16 protein-coding genes are annotated in these 22,579 nt (G+C 61.7%); 5 read left to right on the forward strand and 11 right to left on the reverse strand.

Annotation, left to right across the window (positions count from 1 at the left end):
* Window positions 1-23 precede the first annotated feature (23 nt).
* From PY254_RS06495 to PY254_RS06510, 4 genes are all read right to left on the reverse strand, one after another.
* The gene (locus PY254_RS06495; protein ID WP_281014661.1) at window positions 24-2,279 is read right to left on the reverse strand and encodes a TonB-dependent receptor; all 2,256 of its coding nucleotides are present in this window, start codon (window positions 2,277-2,279) and stop codon (window positions 24-26) included.
* Between the two features lie 247 nt (window positions 2,280-2,526).
* Window positions 2,527-3,111 carry a response regulator transcription factor gene (locus PY254_RS06500; protein ID WP_281014662.1) on the reverse strand — a complete coding sequence of 195 codons (585 nt, stop codon included), beginning with the start codon at window positions 3,109-3,111 and terminating at the stop codon, window positions 2,527-2,529.
* Window positions 3,112-3,180: 69 nt separating this feature from the next.
* The gene (locus PY254_RS06505; protein ID WP_281014663.1) at window positions 3,181-4,455 is read right to left on the reverse strand and encodes an ATP-binding protein; all 1,275 of its coding nucleotides are present in this window, start codon (window positions 4,453-4,455) and stop codon (window positions 3,181-3,183) included.
* 67 nt (window positions 4,456-4,522) lie between these two features.
* Window positions 4,523-6,076, reverse strand: coding sequence for a peptide MFS transporter (locus PY254_RS06510; protein WP_281014664.1), 1,554 nt, complete (start codon window positions 6,074-6,076; stop codon window positions 4,523-4,525).
* Between the two features lie 296 nt (window positions 6,077-6,372).
* On the opposite strand from PY254_RS06510, the gene PY254_RS06515 reads away from it, so the two are divergent.
* Entirely contained in the window at window positions 6,373-6,747 is a 375-nt protein-coding gene (locus PY254_RS06515) for a diacylglycerol kinase (protein WP_281014665.1), read from the forward strand.
* Window positions 6,748-6,844: 97 nt separating this feature from the next.
* Here the strand turns inward: PY254_RS06515 and PY254_RS06520 are convergent, their stop codons facing one another.
* From PY254_RS06520 to PY254_RS06530, 3 genes are all read right to left on the reverse strand, one after another.
* Window positions 6,845-9,664 (reverse strand): TonB-dependent receptor domain-containing protein, encoded by a 2,820-nt coding sequence (locus PY254_RS06520; protein ID WP_281014666.1) that lies wholly within the window; start codon window positions 9,662-9,664, stop codon window positions 6,845-6,847.
* A 327-nt stretch (window positions 9,665-9,991) separates the two neighbouring features.
* Window positions 9,992-11,977, reverse strand: a complete 1,986-nt coding sequence (locus tag PY254_RS06525; RefSeq protein WP_281014667.1) for an alpha/beta hydrolase family protein — start codon at window positions 11,975-11,977, stop codon at window positions 9,992-9,994.
* Window positions 11,978-12,022: 45 nt separating this feature from the next.
* Window positions 12,023-13,990 (reverse strand): alpha/beta hydrolase family protein, encoded by a 1,968-nt coding sequence (locus PY254_RS06530; RefSeq protein ID WP_281014668.1) that lies wholly within the window; start codon window positions 13,988-13,990, stop codon window positions 12,023-12,025.
* A 228-nt stretch (window positions 13,991-14,218) separates the two neighbouring features.
* Here PY254_RS06530 and lgt point away from each other — a divergent pair, with 228 nt between their 5' ends.
* The 4 genes from lgt to PY254_RS06550 all read left to right on the forward strand — a co-directional run bounded on the left by lgt (window position 14,219) and on the right by PY254_RS06550 (window position 17,549).
* Window positions 14,219-15,031: a prolipoprotein diacylglyceryl transferase gene (gene lgt, locus PY254_RS06535; RefSeq protein ID WP_281014669.1), complete on the forward strand. Its 813-nt coding sequence runs from the start codon at window positions 14,219-14,221 to the stop codon at window positions 15,029-15,031.
* A gap of 125 nt (window positions 15,032-15,156) precedes the next feature.
* The gene (locus PY254_RS06540; RefSeq protein ID WP_281014670.1) at window positions 15,157-15,951 is read left to right on the forward strand and encodes a thymidylate synthase; all 795 of its coding nucleotides are present in this window, start codon (window positions 15,157-15,159) and stop codon (window positions 15,949-15,951) included.
* Between the two features lie 144 nt (window positions 15,952-16,095).
* Window positions 16,096-16,584 (forward strand): dihydrofolate reductase, encoded by a 489-nt coding sequence (locus PY254_RS06545; protein ID WP_281014671.1) that lies wholly within the window; start codon window positions 16,096-16,098, stop codon window positions 16,582-16,584.
* Window positions 16,585-16,613: 29 nt separating this feature from the next.
* Window positions 16,614-17,549, forward strand: coding sequence for a Nudix family hydrolase (locus tag PY254_RS06550; protein WP_281014672.1), 936 nt, complete (start codon window positions 16,614-16,616; stop codon window positions 17,547-17,549).
* Window positions 17,550-17,610: 61 nt separating this feature from the next.
* Here PY254_RS06550 and coaE read toward each other — a convergent pair whose 3' ends face one another.
* From coaE to pilB, 4 genes are all read right to left on the reverse strand, one after another.
* Window positions 17,611-18,231 (reverse strand): dephospho-CoA kinase, encoded by a 621-nt coding sequence (coaE, locus tag PY254_RS06555; RefSeq protein WP_281014673.1) that lies wholly within the window; start codon window positions 18,229-18,231, stop codon window positions 17,611-17,613.
* Window positions 18,228-19,085 carry a prepilin peptidase gene (locus PY254_RS06560; protein WP_281014674.1) on the reverse strand — a complete coding sequence of 286 codons (858 nt, stop codon included), beginning with the start codon at window positions 19,083-19,085 and terminating at the stop codon, window positions 18,228-18,230. Before PY254_RS06560 ends, coaE begins: the two co-directional genes overlap by 4 nt.
* A gap of 137 nt (window positions 19,086-19,222) precedes the next feature.
* The gene (locus PY254_RS06565) at window positions 19,223-20,494 is read right to left on the reverse strand and encodes a type II secretion system F family protein (RefSeq protein WP_281014675.1); all 1,272 of its coding nucleotides are present in this window, start codon (window positions 20,492-20,494) and stop codon (window positions 19,223-19,225) included.
* Window positions 20,495-20,636: 142 nt separating this feature from the next.
* Entirely contained in the window at window positions 20,637-22,361 is a 1,725-nt protein-coding gene (pilB, locus tag PY254_RS06570) for a type IV-A pilus assembly ATPase PilB (RefSeq protein WP_281014676.1), read from the reverse strand.
* Window positions 22,362-22,579: the final 218 nt, after the last annotated feature.

Raw genomic sequence — 22,579 nt, forward strand, 5'->3', positions numbered from 1 at the left:
CGGGAGCGGATCGGCGTCAGGTATTACATTTCCCAGCGCAGTTCGCCAAACCAGGTACGACCGGCGTAGGGATGGTAGACCCAGTAGTGTTCGTTGGTCAGGTTGTCGACACCGAGCGCGGCGGACCAGCCCGGAGCAAACTGCCAGCGCAGCCTGGCATCGGTGACGGTGAAGCGGCTGACGGCGCCGTAGCTGTTCACGTAATCGCTATTGTCCAGCGAGCCGTACTGGCGGCCCGAGTGGCGGATGCCGAGCGACGCATCCCACTGTGGGGCGAAACGGTAGTCGGCAAAGATGCTGGCGCGAACTTTTGGAATGCGCGGAAAGACCTTGCCGTTGGCCAGTGGATATTGGCTGTCGTTGAGCGTCCTGGCGTTGTTGAACGCGATGCTTGCCTGCACATCGAGGCCATCGAGCCACAGGTTGGTCAGGCCGATTTCGCCCTCAATGCCACGGCTGCGCATGCGGTCGATATTCTGCACGCTGGTGACGGTGGGCGTCACGGTGATGTCGGTTTGCGAGTACAGCGCGTTGGCGATGCGGTCCTGGTACAGCGAGACGCGCCAGTGGCCGTTCTGCAGATGATGGTTGAGCGTGAGGTCGCTGGATTCGTCGATCTCGGGCTTGAGGTTCGGGTTGTTGTTGACGATCGCGTTGGCCGACAGGCTGCCCTGGAACAGCTCGGTAACGGTCGGGTAGCGCACGGCCTTGCCATGCGCCAGCCGCAGCTCCCAGTCGTCAGCGAAGTCCCAACTCAGCGCGGCCTTGGGGGAGAAATCGGTACGCTGGCGATCGGCATAGCGCAGCGTATTTGTGGCATTGCCGCGCAGGCCGTCGTAGGCGCGCCATTGCTCCAGTCGACCACCCACGGTGAGCGCCCAGGCATCGGCGAAGCTCCATACATCCTGCAGGTACAGTGCGCGGGTCTGGGTGCGGCCGCCGAACGCGCTGACCAAGGCGCCGTCGGCATTACCTAGCCACTGGCTGGCGTTGCGCACCTGGCTGTCCAGTACGTAGCGGTCGGCATGCAGGCCGGCATACAACATCTGCTGGTCGCCGAGCGGACCGGAGCTGCGCAAGTCGAGAGTGTCCCAGCCGGAACCGGCTTTGTTGGCGATCGTGCCGGGACCGTTGCTGGGCTTGGCGGGTTCGGCCAGGCTGGCGGTGTTGGCCAGCGAATGCAGGAAATCGTAGTGGCTGGCTACCGCGGTCCAGCGCCAGCCGCCATCGAGATGGCCGTTCAATTCGATGCCGTACAACATCTGCGTGTCGCTGGCCGAAGAGGGCGCGAGCCCGCTGGCGGGCAAGGTCCAGGTTTGTCCCGCGGCACTGATCACGCCGCCGTTGACCAGGTTGCCGCTGCCATCGCGGATCAGGCTGCGGGTGAAATCCTCGGCGCGGTTATCCCACCAGCCGACGGTGAACAGTGCGGCGACATGGTCGGTGAGATCGACGCCGACTTTCAGCTTGGCTTGATCCTGCACCGTGTGTTCGATGCTGTTGGCGCCATAGACCAGCCGCGGGCTGCCGTTGGGATTCTGGTCGGCGATGGCGCCGGTCACCGGCACGGCCAGCGCAGGATTGCCGCCAGCTTTTGCCGTGGCGTATTGCATCGGTTGACCGTGGTTGTCCAGTCGGCTGTATTCGAGCAACCAGCTGAAGCGTCCTTGCTTGTTGCCCAGCGTGGCGGATGCCTGATGGCCGTTGTAATGGCCGCCGGCGCCATACGCGTCGTGGTAATCCTGACTGAAGAACTGGGTGCTTGCGCTGGCGGTCAGTTGCTGCGGCAGCACGGTATGGATCATCACCGTGGTGCCCAGCGAGTTGCCCGGATACAACGCAGAGTAGGGTCCATACATGATGTCGACCGCACCGATTTCCTGCGGTGACACCATGCCCCAACGCGGGGCACCGTCGTAGCCATTGGTCATCAGGTTGGAGAGCAGCAGGCCGTCGGCATAGACCAAGCTGCGCGCGCTCTGCAGCGTGCCGGCGTTGCGACCGCTGATCACCGCGTTCGGGTCACCGATATAACGCTTGCGCACCATCATGTTTGGTGCGTACTTCAACGCATCGGCGCTTTCGGTGACATTTTGCTCCCGCAGTTGTTCGCGCTTTACGCGGATCTGCACGCTGGGCGTCTCGCTCACCATGGTGTCGCTGGCGTGCACCGAGATCGGCGTGAGGGTGGTGGTTTGCAGAACGGGATCGGTGGCCAGTGACGGGCCGGCGGCAAGCGCAACGGCAAGCGCGCAAAGACCTAGCGGGACGGTGTTCAAGCGTTACTCTGGATGGCGGTCTAGGGTTGCAAGGATAGGCCTTTGCTTTACGCGCAACAGATGGCGCGTTGTCGCAGCAGCTTGCCCATGAGACGCGCATGCACGGTAAAAGGTGCCGGCATGTGAGCGTAGGGCGGGCACTGCCCGCCAGCTCGTTGTCCATCACCCGCAAAAGCGACGAGTACCACCCGCCAGCTCTTGCAATGCCGGCGAAAGAAACGGCGGGCCGTGCCCGCCCTGCGGCGGCTCAGTCTTCCCGGTCGGGACGTTCACGGACCGGGTGCTTGCTCAATTTGCGCTGCAGGGTGCGACGATGCATGCCGAGCCGGCGGGCGGTCTCGGAGATGTTGCCATCGCATTCGGTGAGCACGCGCTGGATGTGCTCCCATTCCAGTCGGCGCAACGCCAGCGGCTGTTCGGGGGTATCGGGTAACTCGTGCTCGTCGGGGTCGTTGTCGCCGTCGAGTAGTGCACGCACCACGGCATCCGCATCGACTGGTTTTGCCAGATAGTCATGCGCGCCGCGCTTGATCGCTTCCACCGCGGTGGCAATCGAGGCATAGCCGGTCAGCAGCAGCACGCGCAGATCGGGCACCAAAGTGTGCAATTCGGGAATCAGGCGCAGGCCGTTCTCCTCGCCCAGCTTCAGGTCGACCACGCAGTAGCGCGGGTTGTGCCGGCGCGTCAGCGCACGCGCCTCGTCGAAGTTGCTGGCGGTGAGCACCTCGAAGCCGCGCGAACTGAGCGCGCGTGCCAGCACACGCAGGAAGGTGGCGTCGTCGTCGACCAGCAGCAAAGGACGTGTCGTGGTGGCCTGGGGCAGCTCGCTCATCGGGTGATTCCAAAGGTGGATCAAGCGCCCATTCTTGCCGGAAGCGGCTCGACTTGCACGTCCGGCGAGCTATTTTTCGGCGATTACCGCCAGCGGCAGGCGCAGGCACACCTCGGCGCCGTGGCTGGTATTGCCGGCAATCAGCTCACCGTTGAGCCGTTCGGCGGTGGCCTCAGCCAGCGCCAGACCGATGCCCAGTCCGGTCTGCTTCTGAGAGTGGCCAAGCGCGGTGATCTCGTCGTCGTTGTCGAAACCGGGGCCATGGTCACGTACCGCCAGTTGCAGCCACGGTCCTTCACGTGAAACGTCCAGTTCGACCACATCGGATTGATGAGTCGCCGAGGCGTCGACGGCATTGTTCAGCAGGTTGATCAACGCATGGCGCAGCCCCGGTGGCGTACGCAGGACGGTACGTGCCAGGTCGGGGTCGAGCGATACGGTCAGGTCGGCTTCCGGCCGCAGTAACTGGAAGCGCTCCAGGCAACCATGGATGAACTGCTCCAGCGTCAGTCGCTCCGGCTCTTGTGACAGTTGCGCCTTGCCGAAGGCGACCATCTCGCGAAGGATCGTGCTGCAGCGATCGACCTGGCCTTCCAGCAAGGCCAGATCCTCCGCCAGCGTTGCTTCGCCAGCATGTTCGCGACGCAGTTCGGGCAACAGCACGCGCATGGTCGATAGCGGTGTATTGAGCTCGTGCGCCGCACCGGCAGCCTGGGTGGCAATCGCCAGGATGCCCTCGTCGCGCAGCGCGCGTTCCCGCACGCGTTGTACTTCCTGCTGCTGCAGGCGCAAGACGTGGGCCAGCCGACTGATGAAGAAGCTCAGCAGCAGCGCCATGATCAGGAAGTTCACGCCCATGCCCGCCACGTGCAGCGAGAAGCGGCTGGTAGGCATTTCATGCATGGGCGTGGGCAATGGCATGTGCGAATACAGCAGCACCACGTAGGCGATGCCCGCCAGCGCGAATACGATGAGCACCGAACGCGCCGACAGTGCCGCGGCACTCAGCGCGATCGGCACCAGCAGCAAGGTGATGAAGGGATTGCTGGCGCCGCCAGTGAAATACAGCAAGTAACCAAGCACTACGGTATCAAACGCGATGTGGCCGACCGCTTCCCACTCACCCAGCGGCCAGGCTTGGGTCAGTCGCCACGCAGCGAACACCGAGAACACGGCGAGAACACCGATGCCGAGCAGCAGCGGCAGCAGCGGTACATTCAAATGCATCCACCAGGCACACACCAGTACCGCGGCACTCTGCCCGGCGATGGCACAGATGCGCAGCCAGGCCAGCGTGCGCGTCAGCGCGAACGGGCCGATACGTTGGGCGGACCGATGAGGCATGCAGATTTTCCTGGCTTGCTGCGAACTTGCGATACCCGCCACGCAACGCGCGGAGGGTATCGATGGATCACGACGGCGTGTTGAATTCTTCGCTGTGCACCGGCGGTAGCGGGTTGTTGTTGGTCGCTGCGTCGGAGTGGCTGGCGGACAGCTTGCTCATCAACGGCAGCATCGCGATGGCGATGATCGTGCAGCCCACGCCGGCAAAACCGAGCTTGTTGAACAACGCGGTGTAGATCGGCAACGACACCAGCGGGTCCTTGATGTCGGTCGGGATGCTGGCGAAGTTCGCCACCACGCTGCCGAGATACTGCGAGATACCCGAGGCCACGAAGTAGGCGCCCATCATGAAACCGCCCATGCGGGCCGGCACGTAGCGCGCGATCATCGCCAGGCCCAGCCCGCTGACCAGCAGTTCGCCCAACGAGTACAGGCCGTAACCCCACACCATGATCCACGACGAGACCTGACCGTTGACGGCAAAGCGCGCGCCGACTCCATAGATGAAGAAGCCGAGCGCCACGGCAGCGAAGCCCCAGGCGAACTTGGCGGCCACCGACGGATTCTTGCCGACCTTGCCCATGGTGTTGTAGATCAGCACCAACACCGGGCTCAGCAGCACGATCCAGATCGCGTTGAGCGACTGAAACTGCTCGGGAATCCAGTCGAACAAATGCATGCCGAACAGGTTGAACGAGAGGTCGACGTTACGCTGGGCGAACAGATTCAGCGAGGTCGACATCTGCTGGTAGAAGATGAAGAAGAAGATCGTCTGCGCGACCAGAACCAAAGCGGCGACCAGACCGGCGCGTTCATGCTGCTGGCTGCTGCGGATGAGGTGGATGAAGATACCCAGAATGACCACGCCAGCGGCATAGACGCAGACACGCGCGACGCCTTCGTTCTGCAGGATGAAAGCCGAAACGAAGACCATGCCGATCGCGGCCAGAAATACCAGGCCGAGTTTCTTGACGTCGACCCGCTCATCGTCAGCCGGCGAGCCGATGTGCTGCAGGGTGCGATACATCAGTGAGTAGTTGATCAGACCAAGCACAAGGCCAATCGCGCAAACACCGAACGCGGTATGCCAGCCCCATGCATCGCCGTACTTTGCGCCCACGTAGTCACGAATCCACGGCGTCAGCAGCATCGAGATGGTCGAGCCGATGTTCACCGCCATGTAGTAGATCGTGAATGCGCTGTCGATCTTGGTGTCGTCACCCTCGTAGATCTTGCGCACCAGATTGCCGGCGTTCGGCTTGAAGAAGCCGTTGCCCACGATGATTACGCCGAGTGCGATGTACAGGAAGTAGGCGTTGTTGGTGGGAATCCACAACATCGCGTAACCGAGGGTCAGCACCATGGCGCCGATCATCATGGTGCGGCGGGTGCCGATCAGCTTGTCGCCCACCCAGCCACCAATGGCTGGCGTTGCGTAAATCAGCGCCGCGGCGGCGCCCCAGATCAGGTTCGCCTTGCTGTCGACAAAGCCGAGCTTCTTCACCATGTAGGTGACCATCAACACCTGCATGCCGTAGAAGCCGAAGCGCTCCCACATTTCGATCAGGAAGACGGTACTGAATGACTTTGTCTGCGAGACGGGCGGGTTCTGGATTGCCATAGATTTTCCGTGCGGGTTTCAGACCATGGCGACGTGCTTGCACGTGCCTGCGGCATGTGATTCTGAACGAACCACAACCGTCGAAGCGTAACGCATTCGTCGGTACGGTGTAGCTGCACTGCGACATGACAGCGACGTGCGAACAATGCTTGGGCGCGCCGCAGCGCATATGAAACGGCGTCCTTGTGGCATCATCGTGGTCTGAAATCACCAGCTCTCGGGAGTACCAACAACGTGTCCATCGCAGGTTTGATCTTGCCGCAGCGACGGCCATGGGCCGGACGAGGGCAGCGCTGATGGCTGCCGAAGGTTTTCGTGGGCCGAGGCAGGTCTGGAACGCGTTTCGCTGGTCCATGAAGGGCTTGCGTGCCGGCTGGAAGCATGAGGCGTCGTTTCGACTGGAAGCCAGCCTTGCGATCGTGATGGTTCCACTGGGCTTGTGGCTGGGTCAGGGCGGGATGGAAAAGTTTGCGCTGATCCTCGCGCCGCTGCTGGTGCTGTCGGCGGAACTGCTGAACTCCGCGATCGAGGCGGTGGTCGACAAGGTCAGCCCGGAGTTCCACGAGTTGGCCGGCCGCGCCAAGGACATGGGCTCGGCGGCGGTGTTCGTTTTGCTGGTGCTGGTGGCACTGAGTTGGACGCTGATTCTGGGGCCGCGGTTGCTGGGGTGAAGTCCTCGGCAGGCATCAGTCCACTGCGGCGCACTTTTTCAGCCAGGCGATGAAGCGAAAAGGCCAGCTCATGCTGGCCCTTTCACCTTGCACATCGTCAGTCGATCTTCCAGTTCAGCTCGGCCATGACGGTGCGGCCGTAACCGTTGTAATTGAACTGGTCATAGTAGGGGTAGGCGCCAAACGTGGTGTCCCGTGGCGGATGCTTGTCCAGCAGGTTGTTGGAGATCAGCGACAGCGTGACGTTGTTCCTGACCTCGAAGTTCACGCTGGCGTTGTAGGTGATCCACGGTCCCACCTGACGGCTGCCGTCGTAGGACCAGGTCGGCGCGTAACGCCGGCCATAAAGTGTCGTGCTGACTCTGCCGGCATTCCAGGTAACGCTGCCGCTGGCAATGTGGTGGAACTCGGTACCGAAGCCCCAGTCGCGGCTTGCCAGCACGTCGGTTTCGGCGTCTTCCGGGAACATCCGGTAGGTATGTTTCAGTGCGCGGTAGTAGTCAGCGTCGAGCACGAAATTACCGATACGTCCGGCGTCGATGCGCCAGCGCGCGCCGGCGGTGATGTTGGCCACCACTTCCGAGGAAATGTTGATCGGATAGGTGACGACCTTGCTCAGCCCCTCCGGATTGAACGGATCAGTGGCGGGTTCGCGCGTGATGAGGCTGTTGATTTCCAGGCACTGTGCGGAGTTGCCATCGACCAACGCGCCGTTGACCGTGTGGCCAAGGCGACAGCTTGCCTCGAGCGACAGGATGCCGTCATAGCTACGCGTGGCGATTTCGTTGCGGATCGGAATGCGTGCATAGTCGATATGCGCATTGAAGTCGGCCGTCGGTGACCAGACCATGCCGAAGCCCCACGAGCGCGCGGTAATGCTCTTGAGCTGAGGGTTGCCGGAACTGCTGCCGTTGATCTGTACCGAACTGTACTTGCCATCGCAGTTGTCGCTGGCGATCACGTCGTCGCCATAGTTCTTGCGACACTGGTAGTAGTCATAGACCGAGCTGAAGCTGCGGCTCTGTCCGGCAAATACGTAGGACATCTCGGGTGCGCGATAGGCGGTAGCGTAGTTGCCGCGAATCAGCAGGCTAGCGAAGGGACGGAATTCCAGGCCCGCCTTCCACGTCGCCCTGCCATCGCTGTTGCCGGCGTAGCGGTACTTGTCGTAGCGACCTGCCAGGCTTGCGGTAAGCATGCGGAACAGCGGAACGTTGAGCTCCATCGCCGCCCCGTTGTTGTTGCGGCTGCCGCGTCCCTGGGTGCCGCCGGTGCCCCAGAACTCGCCGGCGAGAACCCGCGGATCGATCGGCTGATTCCAGAACTGCTTGCCGCTGTCCACGGCGGCGGCAAAGCCCACCGAGCCGGCCGGTAATTCGAACAGGTCCGTGTTGGTGATCTGCAGATTCAGATCCTGCCGCCAGGTGCGCGATTGACTGGTGACGTAGTCACTGAATCCCAGAATGTCGCTCAGCGGAATCTGCGAGTAGAAACGGTCCAGTCGAACGTTGTACGCCGGCACGCTGTAGTTGAGCGGGTCCTGGCCGAGCTGATCGCCGAGAAAATAGTTCTCGACCTTGCCGGCAAGCGGGCGCAGGTAACGGACGTCTGTTTGGTAGGCCGAGCGGTGGAAGTAGGCGTCATAAGCCCAGTCGGAGTCACCGAAGGTGCCGCGGACGCCGACCGAGCCACTGTAGCTCGACTGCTGCAAGGTCTTGTCGGCGGCCGTACCCACTTCCTCGGGAGTGAAGACGCGCTGCAGTTGCTCGAAATCGTTGCCGTTGGTGTTCCAGATGTACTTCGGTACGTACAGGCCGGTGCTCCAGAAGAACGAGCTGAAGCCGTTCGTGTAGTCGGTTCGGTTCTTGCTGTACAGCAGGTCCCCATACAACTGGGTGTGGTTGTCCAGTGAATATTTCAGGCTGACGTAACCGCTGTAGTTCCTTGCCTTGTTGAGCACCGTGCCGTAGCTGTTGGTCGACTGGCTGCCGCACCAGTTGCCGTATTGGGCACCTGGCCGTGTGGCGTACTCGACCGTGCCGTTGTATTGATCGGCCACCTTGTCGCAATTGGCCTTGCCCGGATCGATGTAGTGATTGGTCAGGCCGTCCAGGCGCCAGTAGTTCAACGACGGGTAGGCCGTGGCGCCTGGCGCCAGGGTCGGGTTGTCGGCCGTGGAATCCATGAAGTTGCGCTGGAAGCGATAGATCGGGCGCTGGTTGGAAAACTCGAACGCGTAAGTGGCGGTCAGCTTGCCCAGGCTCTCGCCGCCCACCAACTGCACGCGCTGGTTGCCGCCGCCGCCTTCGGAGTAGCCGCCACCGCGAAGGTTGAGAACATGGCCTTCGACCTTTTGCTTCAGGATGATATTGACCACGCCGGCAATCGCACTTGATCCGTAAATGGCGGACTGGTTGCCAGGCACGATATCAATGTGATCAACCATCGCCATCGGAATGGTCGACAGGTCGACAATATTGTCGCTGCCGTTGTACAGCAGCGGGTAGTCAGCGAGCGGATGGCCGTCTACCAGGATCAGTGTGAACCCGGGATCGAGGCCGAACAGGCTGATGGTTGAAGCTGCTGTGGTGAAACTGTTGGTGTACTGGTTATCCAGTACCGAGCCATTGGCCTGCGGTAGCGAACGCAGCGCATCAGCGACATTCTTGAAGCCCTTGCGCTTCATTTCATCGGACGTGATCTGGGTGACGGGTGTAGCCGTGTCGATCTGGCTTTTTGGAATCAGCGATCCGGTCACCTGGATGGCTTGCAGTCGGTCGACCGGTTTCGCCGCAGTGTCCTTATCGGTTGTTGCGGCGTCGTGTTTCGCGCTGTCCTGCTGGGCTTGCGCGTGCGCAGTCGCCGCCAGCCACGGCAGCGAAGCACAAACAGCGATGGCAAGAAGCTTGCGGTGCATTACCTTTCCCCTTGCGGCGACCCGAGGGCTGGCGGCGCCCCCCAGTCACATGTTTTCGGCGGACTTCCCTTGAATTGCGTATGACCACTCATCGCGCGAACCTGCTGCAGAAAATTCCCAAGCCCCTCATGGAAGGAAGCCGCGCAAGATCCCCGCACGCTGCACACGCGAAGGTGTGCCGTGGTGGGGACAGGTCTTGCTGATCGGTTGCTTGATCCATTGCCTTCTCGTGATTCATGGGCTTGACCGGGTCAGTTCTTCCTCGGCGTCAGGGACGACCGAGAGCGTCGGGTAGTGCGATGCGTCGATGCCCAGGGTTGTCCTTCGTCAGTGCGCATCCTTGCCGATGTATTTATCCAGAAATGCCTGCAGCGACTGGTAGAAAGCCAGCTGGTTCGCCTCGCTGTAGAAGCCGTGTTGTTCATTGTCGCGCACCAGCCATTCGTAGGGCTTGCCCGCCTTGTCCAGTGCGGAGCGCAAATCTGTGGCGTTCTGGTAGGGCACCAGGGCGTCGTCCTTGCCATGAATGATCAGCACCGGGATGCTGAATTTATCCAGGTGATCGATCGGCGAAACGGCGCGTATCGATGCGTCGTCCGTGCCGATCGCCTGGGCAAAATAGTTGCGTCCGCTGGCGGAGCGACTGATGTCAGCGTGGTTCAGTTCGATGGCATAGTCGGAGACGCCAGCGTAGTCCACCGCGCACTTGAACATGCCCGGCGCACGGATCGGTGCCATCAGCGCGGAGTAGCCGCCGAAGCTGGCGCCAAAGATGCACACCCGTTGCGCATCGGCGTAGCCTTGCCCGATCGCCCACTTCACGCCATCGATCAAATCCTGCTGGATGCCGGTGCCAAATTGCTTGTAACCCGCGTGCTCAAACAGCGTGCCACGCCCGCCCGAGCCGCGGTAGTTGACCTGCAACACGGCATAGCCGCGATTGGCCAGAAACTGTGCCCACGGATCGTAAAGCCAGGAATCAGCCACCCCGATCGGGCCGCCATGCGGGATCAAGACCAGCGGCACCGGCTTGCGTGCGCTGCCCGCCGGCATGGTTAGAAAGCCGGTCAGCGTGATGCCGTCGCTGGTCGTGAACCGGATCGGTTTGCGCGGCAACATTTGTTGTGGATCAATCCACGGCAGGCTGCGGAACAGCGGCTGCAGGTTCATCGTGCGGCGGTCGAACAAGGCATATGTGCCGGGGTCACGGTCGCTCTGCGCGCCGATGATCAGTTGCATGCCATCCTGGCTGGTGCTGGTGACGGTGAGAAATTCATCGGGGAATTTTTCCGTCAGTGCCTGGCTGACCTGGGTGTAGATGCTGTCGTCCAGGTACGTGATGCGTGGCTTGCCGGTGTTGAAGACCACGCCGTACGGCCGGTACGGATAAGGCGTCCACAGCACCTCCGCCACGGACGAGAAGTCATCGCTGGCCAGCAGCTTGCGGGCGCTGCCGTCGAGGTTGCTGATGACCAGTTGATCAGGACCGCCACTGGCGCTGTAAAGCGCATAGACCTGCTTGCCGTCGGTGCTGATGCGCAACGGTACGAAACGCTTGCCGGTGATGCTGGCAGGTAGCCGCCGCCATGCGTCGTCGGCATTGTCGCGGCTGTAGACGTCGGTCCTGTAGGGGTCGTCCTGGCTGCTGCCATAGGCAAAGCGGGCCACGTCATCGTGCAGCACGAACGTCATGTTGGTTTGCTCGATCTGTCCGACCAGGCGGGGGTGGCCGCTGCTGGTTTCGACGTCGTAGAGCAGGGTTCGGCCGAAGTCGCGCGCACCCGTGCTGGCGTGGACGCGGAACGGGCTGACGTTGATGTAAACGTGACCGTTGAGCGGGTGTGGCGTGCCGGCGATGAAGCCGGCGCCGCGCACCATGCCCAGAATATTCATGTTGGCGCCGCGGGTGTCCCGCACGCGCCAGCTGTACAGCACTCGTTTGTGCGAGCCATCGAAGTCGACGGCCACGACTTCGCCGGTGTCTTCCGGTGCAACCAGCGTGCCGGCCTCTTCACCCACGTCCATCACCAGGCGGGTGTTGCTTACCCAGGTGATATCCACTGGCAGGGTTCGCGCCGCCATGTTCAGACGGCTCACCGGGTTCAGCTCCGGCAGTGAAAGCACGCCGAGTTGATAGCTGCCGTCATCGTTGTGGATCGAAACGGCGAGATGCTTGCCATCAGGTGAAATGACCGGGTTGGCCAGCGACGAGTGTCGCGTGAAATCCTGGTACGGAAGCTCCGCAGCGTGAACCGCCATCGTTGCCATCAAGCACAGCATGACCTGGAAGAGTGGCCTAAAAAGTCCCTTCATGGTCACCACTTCTCCTGCTGCAATGCGGTCACTTCCATTCATGGGTTAGGGTGCGACCGGCACGCCCGGGCCGATGTACTTTTTCAGGAAGGCCTGCAATTTGTTGTAGCGCTCGATATTGTTTTCTTCGCTGTAGAACCCGTGGCCCTCACCTGGCTTGCTCATCCATTCGTACGGCTTGTGCGCGGCGTCGAGCGCGGCCCGCATGGCCTTGGCCTGGGCGAACGGTGCGCGCTGGTCATCTTCACCATGAATCAGGAACACCGGCAGGTCGATTTTGCTGGCCAGATTTACCGGCGAGTTGGCGGCCAGTTCGGCTGGATCGTCACCCATCTGGATGCGCAAAGCGTTGCGACCTGCCTTGCTTTCCTGCGTGTCGCCCTTGGTGTAACGCATGCCCATGTCATAGATTCCCGCATAGCCGACGGCGCATTTGAACATGCCAGGCGCCCGAATCGGCGCCATCATTGCCGAGTAGCCGCCGAAACTTGCGCCATAGATGCAGATGCGCTGTGGATCGGCGTAGTTTTCGGCGATGGCCCATTTCACTGCATCAATCAGGTCCTGCTGAATTCCGGTACCCCATTGGTGGTAGCCGGCTGCCTTGAAGTTCCCGCCACGGCCACTGGAGCCACGGTAGTTGACCTGCAGAACGAGATAACCACGACTGGCGAGGAACTGGGCATCGTCATCGAAACCCCAGTGATCCGCCACGTTGATCGGGCCGCCGTGGGGTACCAGCACCATCGGCAACTTCGTCAGGTTGGCCCCCGTTGGAATCGTCAGGATCGCTTCCAGCTCCGTGCCATTGCTGGCCTTGAAGCGCAGCGGGCGCCGTTCGGCCATCTTTGCCGGATCGATCAATGGCTGGGAGTCGAACAACTTGGTCACTTTGTAATTCGTCGTGTCGATCAGGAAGTAGCTGCCGGGATTGCGGTCGCTGCTGACCGAGAACAGCAACGTGCCGCCGTTCTCGCTGAAGTCGATGAAGTGAACATGGCTGCCGGGAAATTTCAGACTGAGCGCCCGATGCAGTTTGGCTGGCGCGGAGTTCGCGTCGATATAGGTGAACTGCGGCACGCCGGTGGCCAGCGTGGTGGCAAATGGCTGGTACGGATACGGGGTGTCCTCGATCGTGCCGATGCTGCCGAAACTGTCACTGGCGAGAACCTTGCGGTTGCCACCATTTTCATCCTGCACGATCAATCTATCGGGATCGCCATCAACAGCATGGCGGGCATAAATATGCTGCCGGTCCGGCGTGAGAAAAAGCGGAGTGAAACTGCTGCCGGTTTCAGCGGCGCTCATCTTCATCCAGCTATTGCCCTGCTGGCGGTAAACCACGTATTCCCAGTCGTCGGTCTGACCATAGGCGTAATGCGCCTTGCCATCTGCGCCGATCATGAACTGCATCCCGGGCACCTTGATCTGGCCGACCAGGCGTCGAGAGTTCTTGCTGGTATCGACGTCGTACAGCGTGCTGTAGTCGTTGCTGTCCCAACTGTAGGTGGTCAGGTAGAAGTGACCGTTGGACGGTGTGGGCGCGCCGTCCGCGAACCCCCAGCCCCGGTCGGTACCGCGCGTACCGGCACGCGAGCTGAATCTGGTCTCGGGCCCGTAGAGATAGTCCTGGTTCTTGCCGTCGAAATCGGTGGCGATCACTTCACCCGTCGCGGCGGGTTGGTCGATCGAGCCGACCTGCCTGCCCTTGTCCACCACCAGCCGGGTATTGCTTGCCCAGACAATGCCGATGGCGAGTTCATATTTTGGCAGGCGCAGCAGGCTGACCGGTCTGCTCATGTCACTGACATCGTAGACAGCCAGCGCGTGCGAGGAGCCGTCGGCAAAGGTCATGTTGACGGCAAGATGCTTGCCGTCGGGCGAAAGCGTCGGCATGGACAATTGTGCATGGTGCACAAAGTCTTCCACGGGAATCCGGTCGGCCGCCAGGATGGCGGCAGGCAACAGCAGGCAGGCTGCGGACAGCAAGGTCCGCGCAAAACGAAACGTCATCAAATCCCCCTGAAGCTCCATGAAACCGGTGCGATCGCCTGGAGCCTGGGCGGTCGAGCTGAACGCGGACATCCTTGAAGAAGGTCAAGCAAAAACTTGCGGCCAGATTCCCCGCCAGGACGACAGGCTTGATTCTATTTCCTGTCAAAGCCCGGCCGAAAGCCCTGCTGATCATCGCTTGCGGCAGTGTCCCGCTACAATCGGACTTTTTCCGCCCCCCTGGTCGCCATGTCCCAGCCCTACGTCGTCGACATCAACCCCGTGGCATTTCATCTTGGCCCGATCCAGGTGCACTGGTATGGGCTGATGTATCTGCTGGGCTTCTTCTTTGTGGCCGTGCTGGGCGAATATCGACGCCGCCGTGGCCGCCTGCCGGTGACGCGTGATGCGCTGGGCGACCTGCTGTTCTACGGCATGCTGGGGGTGATTCTTGGCGGGCGCATCTGGTACATGCTGTTCTACGCCGACATCGACTGGATCTGGACCGCGCCGCTCACGCTATTCAAAGTGTGGGATGGCGGCATGAGTTTTCACGGTGGCCTGCTGGGCGTGCTGGTGGCTGGCTGGTGGTGGTCGCGCAGGCAGAAGCTGCACGTTTTCGACACCATCGACTTCGTGGCGCCGCTGGTGCCGATCGGCCTGGGGCTGGGGCGATTGGGCAATTTCATCAATGGCGAGTTGTGGGGCAAGCCCAGCGATGTTTCGTGGGCGATGATCTTTCCGAGTGCACCCGACCGGCTGCCGCGGCATCCGTCGCAGCTCTACGAGATGTTTCTGGAAGGCGTGGTGATGTTCGTGGTGCTGTGGCTGGTGTCACTGAAGCCGCGTCCGCGCTACCTGATTTCCGGCTTGTTCGCGCTGCTGTATGGCTGCTTCCGGTTCGCGGTGGAGTTCGTGCGGGTACCCGATGCCCAGTTGGGCTACCTGTTCGGCACCTCGTGGGTGACCATGGGGCAAATGCAGTCATTGCCGCTGATCGCGGTCGGGCTGGTGCTGATCGTGATGTCGCGGCGTGCGCCGACCTTGCCACTGGCCAGCTGATCTGCAAGCCGCAGGGCGGGCAGTGCCCGCCGCGCTCGTACCACGATGAGGGGATGGCGGAGCATCGTATGCTCGGCAAAGCGAAGAACATCGCGCGCGGGTGCGCTCCTACCTATACTTGGCGGATGCGCGCTTACCTTGATCTGCTTCGCCACGTTCTCGACCACGGCACCGAAAAGACCGATCGCACCGGCACCGGCACGCGCAGCGTGTTCGGCTGGCAAATGCGGTTCGACCTGAGTCAGGGCTTTCCGCTGGTCACCACCAAGAAGCTGCACCTGAAGTCGATCGTGCATGAGCTGATCTGGTTCCTGCGCGGGGAAACCAATATCGGTTACCTGAAAGAACATGGCGTGCGCATCTGGGATGAGTGGGCCGACGAGAACGGCGACCTTGGCCCGGTGTATGGCGAGCAATGGCGAGCCTGGCGCACGGCGGATGGTGGCGTGGTCGATCAGATCGCATGGGTAATCGACGAAATCCGGCGCAATCCGGATTCGCGACGGCTGATCGTCAACGCCTGGAACGTCGGCGAGCTGCCGAAGATGGCGTTGCTGCCATGCCACACGATGTTCCAGTTCTACGTGGCCGATGGAAAACTCAGCTGCCAGTTGTACCAGCGTTCGGGCGACATCTTTCTTGGCATACCGTTCAACATCGCCAGTTACGCGTTGCTCACCCACATGGTCGCCCAGGTTTGCGGGCTAGGAGTGGGCGACTTCGTGCACACGCTCGGTGATGCACATTTGTACAACAACCATCTGGATCAGGCTCGGCTGCAATTGAGCCGCAACGAGCTGCCCTTGCCGCAGCTTCGGCTCAATCGTGAGGTGCAGTCGATTTTCGATTTCCGTTACGAAGACATCGCGATCGAGGGTTATCAGTCGCACCCGGCGATCAAGGCGGCGGTGGCGGTTTAACGGCAGGGCGAGGCTGTTCGGCGGATCTGCTCCGCCGGCACTGCTGATCCGGTGTCGGTCCGGTTTGCTAAGATGCATGGCAATAAGCGGCCGCTCCCGTCGGTGCGGGCCGCGCCCCGTAATCAAACCTCGCAAGGACTTTCCATGGCCATTTCGCTGATTGCCGCACTTGATGAAAACCTCGCGATTGGCCGCAAAGGGCAGTTGCCCTGGCACTTGCCCGACGATCTTCGCTGGTTCAAGCAGCTGACTACCGGCAAGAACATCCTGATGGGCTACAACACCGCATTGTCGATCGGCCGTGCGCTGCCCGATCGGGTCAACATGGTGCTCAGTCGTCGCCATGAGGCACCGTTTGAGGGGCAGATCACCGTGCGCTCGGTCGAAGAAGCGCAGGCGCGTTGCGATAACACCGGGTTGATGGTGATTGGTGGCGGGATGGTATTCAGCGAGGCGTTGCCGCGCGCGCGCCGAATGTACCTCACCTGGGTCAGTGCGGCGATCGATGGCGCGGACACGTTCTTCCCTGGGGTGCATTTCACCGACTGGACCGAGGTTTCGCGCGTGCACCACAAGGCCGATGCCAACCACGCCTACGACTTCGACATGGTTGAATACCTGCGCAACGCCTGACGTTAATGCCGGTCGAGGTCAAGTCGGTCATGCATGTCATGGCCGCCACGCTGTTTGATGCCTTGGGTCGCGTGCTGCTGGCGCAGAGACCCGTTGGCAAGCACCTGGCAGGGATGTGGGAATTCCCCGGAGGCAAGCTTGAGCCGGGAGAAACTCCGATGGATGGACTGGCCCGCGAATTGCGCGAAGAAATTGGCGTCACCTTGCTGCGCGCCGATCCGCTGATTCGCGTGCCATGCCATTACCCCGATCGCGAGTTGCTGCTCGACACCTGGACCAGCGAGCAGTGGGAAGGCCAGCCGCAATCGCTGGAAGGGCAGGCCCTGCAGTGGGTGTTGCCCGAGCAAATCGATCCGTCCATTCTCACCCGTGGTGACCGCGCGATTCTGCAGGCCTTGCGCCTGCCATCGCGCTACGCCATCACGCCGGCCCAGGTGCCGCCGGCGCAGGTCGGCATCTGGTTCGAGCGGATCGGTCACGCCATTCAGCACAGTGCACAACTGGTGCAACTTCATTTACCGCTGTGGCCGCGCGAACAGGTTCGCGAGTTGGCCGCTGCCTTGTTGCCCATAGCCCAACGGCACGGCTCGCAACTGCTGCTCGATGGTGACATTGAAGGCGCACAACGGCTGGGCATCGGCGTGCAGCTGAACAGTCGGGAACTGGTAGCGCTTTCCGAACGACCGTTGCCGTTGGCGCAACTGGTCGGCGTCAGTTGCCACGACGCCCCCAGCCTCGCACGAGCCGAACTGCTGGCGGTCGATTTTGCGACGTTGGCACCGGTTGCCGCTACGCCCAGTCATCTGCAGACTTTGCCACTGGGTTGGCAGGCCTTTCATGTATTGGCGGAAGCGGCGGCGCTGCCCGTATATGCATTGGGTGGCCTTGCTCCGTCGGACATCGCCGAGGCTCGGCGCAACAGCGCCCAAGGTGTTGCCGGCAGCCGCGAATTCTGGTCGCAGTAGCAGCGCACCCGGTGCGCGATGCTCTTTTGTAATCGACGGGCATCGCGCACAGGGTGCGCTCCTACGTGTCGCAGCTGGCGAGCGCCAGATAGCGCTGGTGAAGTTCGGCGACAGCCTGATCGAGTAATGCTTCGTCGCCACTGTTATCGATCACGTCGTCGGCGATGGCCAGGCGATCGGCGCGGGTGGCCTGTTGTGCAAGCATGCGCCGGGCCAGGCTGTCGTCGATCCCGTCGCGGGCCACCAGTCGTGCAAGTTGCGTGGCTGCCGGCGCGTCGACCACCAGAATGCGATCAACCCAGCGGTAGTGATCCCTGTTCTCGGCCAACAGGGGGAGAGCCAACAGGCAATACGCACCGCGCTCAGCCCGTGCCCGATCGCGCAGCCATTGCCGCACGCGCGGATGAATGATGGCTTCCAGTGCCAGGCGTGCGCTGGGATCGGCGAACACGCGCTGGCGCATGGCGGCACGATTCAGATGACCAGAATCATCCAACACCTCGTCACCAAAGGCCGCAACGATTTCGGTTAGCCCGCTGCTGCCCGGTGCAATCACCTCACGTGCCGCCACATCGGCATCATGCACGTGCACGCCCAGCGCCTCGAAGCGTCGGGCAACCGCACTCTTGCCCGACGCTATGCCGCCGGTCAGGGCGATCACCATGGCGGGCCCAGCGGTCATCGCATGCCGGTCAGATGCAGATAGCCATCCAGCAAATTCGGCCCGGCGACAAACCAGACCCAGCCGGCAGCGGCGATGAACGGCCCGAAGGGCATCGGGATGTCACGCTCATGCTTGCGTAGTGCAATCAGACTGCCGCCCACCACGGCGCCGATCAGCGATGACAGCAGCACGATCGGCAAGATCGCGATGGGCCCCATCCATGCGCCCAGTGCCGCCAGCAGTTTGAAGTCGCCGTGGCCCATGCCCTCCTTGCCGGTGAGCAGTTTGAATGCCCAATACACGCTCCACAGGCTCAGATAGCCGATGGCGGCGGCGAGGATCGCCGTGGGTGCATCGATGAACATCGGCAGCAGCGACAACAGCAAACCCAGCCACAGCAGCGGGAAGGTCAACTGGTCAGGCAGTAACTGGGTACGGAAATCGATGCCGGAAAGCGCAATCAAGGTCCAGGTGAAACCCAGCCCGGCCAGCCCGGTCCAGGTGGGTCCGAATTTCCACACGATCACAGCGCTCAGCACGCCGCTGAGCAGTTCGACCAGCGGATACTGGATCGAGATGGCGGTTTTGCAGTAACGGCAGCGTCCGCCCAGCAGCAGCCAGCCAAGCAGCGGGATGTTGTCCAGCGCTGATAATGGATGTTTGCAATGCGGGCAGTGCGAGGGTTCGCGCACGATGCCGGGCGGCAAGGGCTCTGCGTCGGCATGAATTTCCAGTACATCGCGCGCTTCGCGTCGCCATGCGGCGGCCATGCGTTCGGGCAGGCGCAAGATCACCACGTTGAGGAAGCTGCCCACCAGCAGACCCAGTACGGCGGCCAGGGCGATCCAGACGGCGAAGGGAAGTTCGGGCATGCGTCAGCCTTGTGTTCAGAGCCTCTCGGCTTGGGTTACCCGCAGGAGCAGGGCGGGCAGTACCCGCCCTGCGAAGCATTTCGCCACGGTAGGGCGGGCACTGCCCGCGGGCTTCTGCGCTGTAGCTGAGGTGCGTGTCAGACCGTGCCGGCGAGTTTGAAGATCGGCAAGTACAGCGCCACCACCATGCCGCCGACGATACCGCCGAGCACGACCATGATGATCGGCTCGAGCAGGGTCGACAGGGTATCGACCGCGTTCTCCACTTCTTCTTCGTAGAACTCGGCGACCTTGAACAGCATGTTGTCCAGTGCACCGGATTCTTCACCGATGGCGGTCATCTGCACCACCATGTTCGGGAACAGTCCGGTCTGCTTCATCGCCAGTTGCAGCTGATGGCCGACCGAAATGTCGTCACGCATCTGCCGCACGGCGTCACCATAAACGATGCTGCCGGTGGCACCGGCCACGGCGTCCAGCGCCTCGACCAGTGGCACGCCGGCGCGGAAAGTGACGCCCAGCGTGCGTGAAAAACGGGCAATGGCGGAGTTGCGTATGATATTGCCCATCACCGGCATTTTCAGTGACAGCCGGTCGAGGAAGTGGGCGAACTTCAGCGAACGCTTCTTGGCCATGATGATCGCGGTGATGCTGCCGATGATGATGCCGATCACCAGCCACCAGTAGCTCTGCATGAACTCCGACATGCTCACCAACACCTGGGTCGGTGCGGGCAGGTCGGCACCGGCATCCTGGAAGGTTTTGGTGAACACCGGCACCACGAACAGCAGCATGATCAGCATGACCAGGAACACCACGGCCAACACCATCATCGGGTAGAACAGCGCTTTTTTGATCTTCTTCTTGATCGCCTCGGTGCGTTCCTTGTACGTGGCTACGGTGTCCAGCACCGTATCCAGCACACCGGAGGCTTCGCCAGCGTGTACCAGGTTGCAGTAGAGCTCATCGAACTGCACGGGGTAGCGGCCAAGCGCTTCATGCAGCGAGGCGCCGCCTTCGATGTTCTGCTTTACATCCAGCAGGATATTCTTGAAACGGGGGTTCTTCTGGCCGTCCGCAATGATGTCGAAGGACTGCACCATGGGTACGCCGGAGGCCATCATGGTGGCGATCTGGCGGCTGAAAATGGCCACGTCACCCGGTTTCACCGTGCTTCCGGTGCTGCCGAACAGCGGTTTGGAACGCTCGCGCACCGTTTGCGGGTTCATGCCCTGGCGGCGTAGTTCCGCCTTTACCAGTGAGGCATTCTTCGCCGGCATGTCGCCTTTCATGCGCTTGCCGCGCTTGTCCAGCGCCACCCACTCATACGTGGTCAGCTTGCTGACTTCGCTGCGTTGAGCGCCGAGCGCCCGTGCCTTGTCGATATTCGTTGCGGTAGCCGTGGCCATGCGCATCTTCCCCCAGTGGTCCAGTCCTGGCGCCGTCCCCGCGGGCGGCAACCAAGGTATTGGACAAGCTTATGTCATTTTACCGACGCCAAACCGTGGCGCCGGACGCAACTTCAGTGCAACGGCGGTCGCATTCGCAAACTTATTCCTTGGTGACACGGTCAATCTCGATCAGGCTGGTCAGACCTTGCTTGACCTTCAGCAAGGCTGAGGCGCGCAAGTCATTCACCCCGGCAGCCTTGGCCGCTGCGGCAATCTGCATGGTGTTGCCGCCTTCCAGGATGATTCTCTGGATTTCTTCCAGCATCGGCATGACCTGATAAATGCCCACGCGGCCCTTGTAGCCATCGTTGCAGCCGTCGCAGCCGACCGCCTCGTAGACGGTCATGCCGGCATCGACGTCGGCCTGGCTGAAGCCGGCCGCCAACAGCACTTGCGGCGGCAGGTCCGACACTTTTTTGCAGTCGTGCAGGCGTCGCGCCAGACGCTGGGCAATGATCAGGCTGACCGACGAGGTGATGTTGTAGGGCGCGATGCCCATGTTCATCAGGCGCGAAACCGTCTGCGCCGCGTCGTTGGTGTGCAGGGTGGACAGCACCATGTGGCCGGTTTGCGCGGCCTTGATGGCAATCTCGGCGGTTTCCAGATCGCGGATTTCGCCGACCATGATCACGTCCGGATCCTGGCGCAGGAACGAGCGCAGTGCGCTGGCGAAGGTCATGCCGCGCTTGACGTTCTGCTGGACCTGATTGATCCCTTCGACGCGAATTTCGACCGGGTCCTCCACCGTGGAGATGTTGCGCTCCGGCGTGTTGAGCATGTTGAGGCCGGTGTACAGCGACACCGTTTTGCCGGAGCCGGTCGGGCCGGTGACCAGCACCAGGCCGTAGGGCTTGTGGATCGCGTCCACATAGAGCTTCTGCTGGTCCGGCTCGTAGCCCAGCTTCTCGATGCCGATCTTGGCCGAGGAGCCGTCCAGAATACGCATCACGATCTTTTCGCCGAACAGCGTCGGCAGCACGCTGACGCGGAAGTCGACCGCGCGGGTCTTGGACAGGTTGAGCTTGATGCGGCCATCCTGCGGCACGCGCTTCTCGGCGATGTCCAACTGCGACATCACCTTGATGCGCGAGGAGATGCGGTTGGCCATCTTCATCGGTGGGTTGGCCACCGTGCTGAGGATGCCATCCAGGCGTACACGCACGCGGTACTGGGTCTCAAACGGCTCGAAGTGAATATCCGAGGCACCGCGACGGATCGCGTCGACCAGCACCTTGTTGACGAACTTCACCACCGGCGCGTCGTCGGTTCCGGTGGCATCGACGCCGCTGCTCGACTCGGCCTCGTCATCGCCCGCTTCGATATCGAGCTCGTCGAAGTCGCCACCACCCATGTCCGGCATGGTGTTGCGCATATTGTTGAGCAGGCCTTCGATCACCTTCTGCAGCGAGGCGCGCTCCACCAGGATGGGCTCGACCATGCAGTTGGAGTTGAACTTGATCTCGTCCAGCGCGTGCGACTGCATCGGGTCGGCAATGCCCACATACAAGCGCTTGCCGCGGCGGAACAAGGGCAACGCCTGATGCTTGGTGATCAGCGCTTCACTGATCAGGTCCAACGGCATCGTGGCCGGGTTCAGTGATGCCACGTCCATCATCGGCATGCCGAATTCGATGGAAGAAACCCGCGTCAGTTCGGCGCCGTCGACCAGGTTTTTGTCCAGCAACCAGGTGCCTAACGAAGCCTTTTTCTGACTGCTGTCCAGCATGGCCTGGCGGACCACTTCTTCGGCCATGATTCCATCAGACACCAATCGGCGCGCTATGCCGGACAGTCCCGTGAGCGATGGTTGCGATTGAGATGACATAAACGACTCGATCTTGCCCCTGTATGTTGTTGAATCTACCCCAGTCTGGCCCTCAGGTCATCCTTTGAATGCAAGCCTGACCGCAGGGCGCCCGCCGCCCTGCCGAACTCGCCCACCCCGCTAGGGCCCTTCGTCGCACACCGATCGAACAGTGCGGCAAGAGCCGGCGGGCCGTGCCCGCCCTACAGCCTTGCAAGATGTGAACAAGAGTGAGCTTT

The organism is Rhodanobacter sp. AS-Z3 (genome assembly GCF_029224025.1).
GTDB lineage: Bacteria > Pseudomonadota > Gammaproteobacteria > Xanthomonadales > Rhodanobacteraceae > Rhodanobacter.

Coding starts and splice junctions, on each gene's coding strand:
- coaE (WP_281014673.1), bottom strand. CDS start 18,231: ATGACCGCTGGGCCCGCCATGGTGATCGCCCTGACCGGCGGCATAGCG.
- PY254_RS06525 (WP_281014667.1), bottom strand. CDS start 11,977: ATGAAGGGACTTTTTAGGCCACTCTTCCAGGTCATGCTGTGCTTGATG.
- PY254_RS06560 (WP_281014674.1), bottom strand. CDS start 19,085: ATGCCCGAACTTCCCTTCGCCGTCTGGATCGCCCTGGCCGCCGTACTG.
- PY254_RS06515 (WP_281014665.1), top strand. CDS start 6,373: ATGGCTGCCGAAGGTTTTCGTGGGCCGAGGCAGGTCTGGAACGCGTTT.
- PY254_RS06550 (WP_281014672.1), top strand. CDS start 16,614: ATGCATGTCATGGCCGCCACGCTGTTTGATGCCTTGGGTCGCGTGCTG.
- lgt (WP_281014669.1), top strand. CDS start 14,219: ATGTCCCAGCCCTACGTCGTCGACATCAACCCCGTGGCATTTCATCTT.
- PY254_RS06510 (WP_281014664.1), bottom strand. CDS start 6,076: ATGGCAATCCAGAACCCGCCCGTCTCGCAGACAAAGTCATTCAGTACC.
- PY254_RS06530 (WP_281014668.1), bottom strand. CDS start 13,990: ATGACGTTTCGTTTTGCGCGGACCTTGCTGTCCGCAGCCTGCCTGCTG.
- PY254_RS06565 (WP_281014675.1), bottom strand. CDS start 20,494: ATGGCCACGGCTACCGCAACGAATATCGACAAGGCACGGGCGCTCGGC.
- PY254_RS06500 (WP_281014662.1), bottom strand. CDS start 3,111: ATGAGCGAGCTGCCCCAGGCCACCACGACACGTCCTTTGCTGCTGGTC.
- PY254_RS06545 (WP_281014671.1), top strand. CDS start 16,096: ATGGCCATTTCGCTGATTGCCGCACTTGATGAAAACCTCGCGATTGGC.
- pilB (WP_281014676.1), bottom strand. CDS start 22,361: ATGTCATCTCAATCGCAACCATCGCTCACGGGACTGTCCGGCATAGCG.
- PY254_RS06540 (WP_281014670.1), top strand. CDS start 15,157: ATGCGCGCTTACCTTGATCTGCTTCGCCACGTTCTCGACCACGGCACC.
- PY254_RS06520 (WP_281014666.1), bottom strand. CDS start 9,664: ATGCACCGCAAGCTTCTTGCCATCGCTGTTTGTGCTTCGCTGCCGTGG.
- PY254_RS06505 (WP_281014663.1), bottom strand. CDS start 4,455: ATGCCTCATCGGTCCGCCCAACGTATCGGCCCGTTCGCGCTGACGCGC.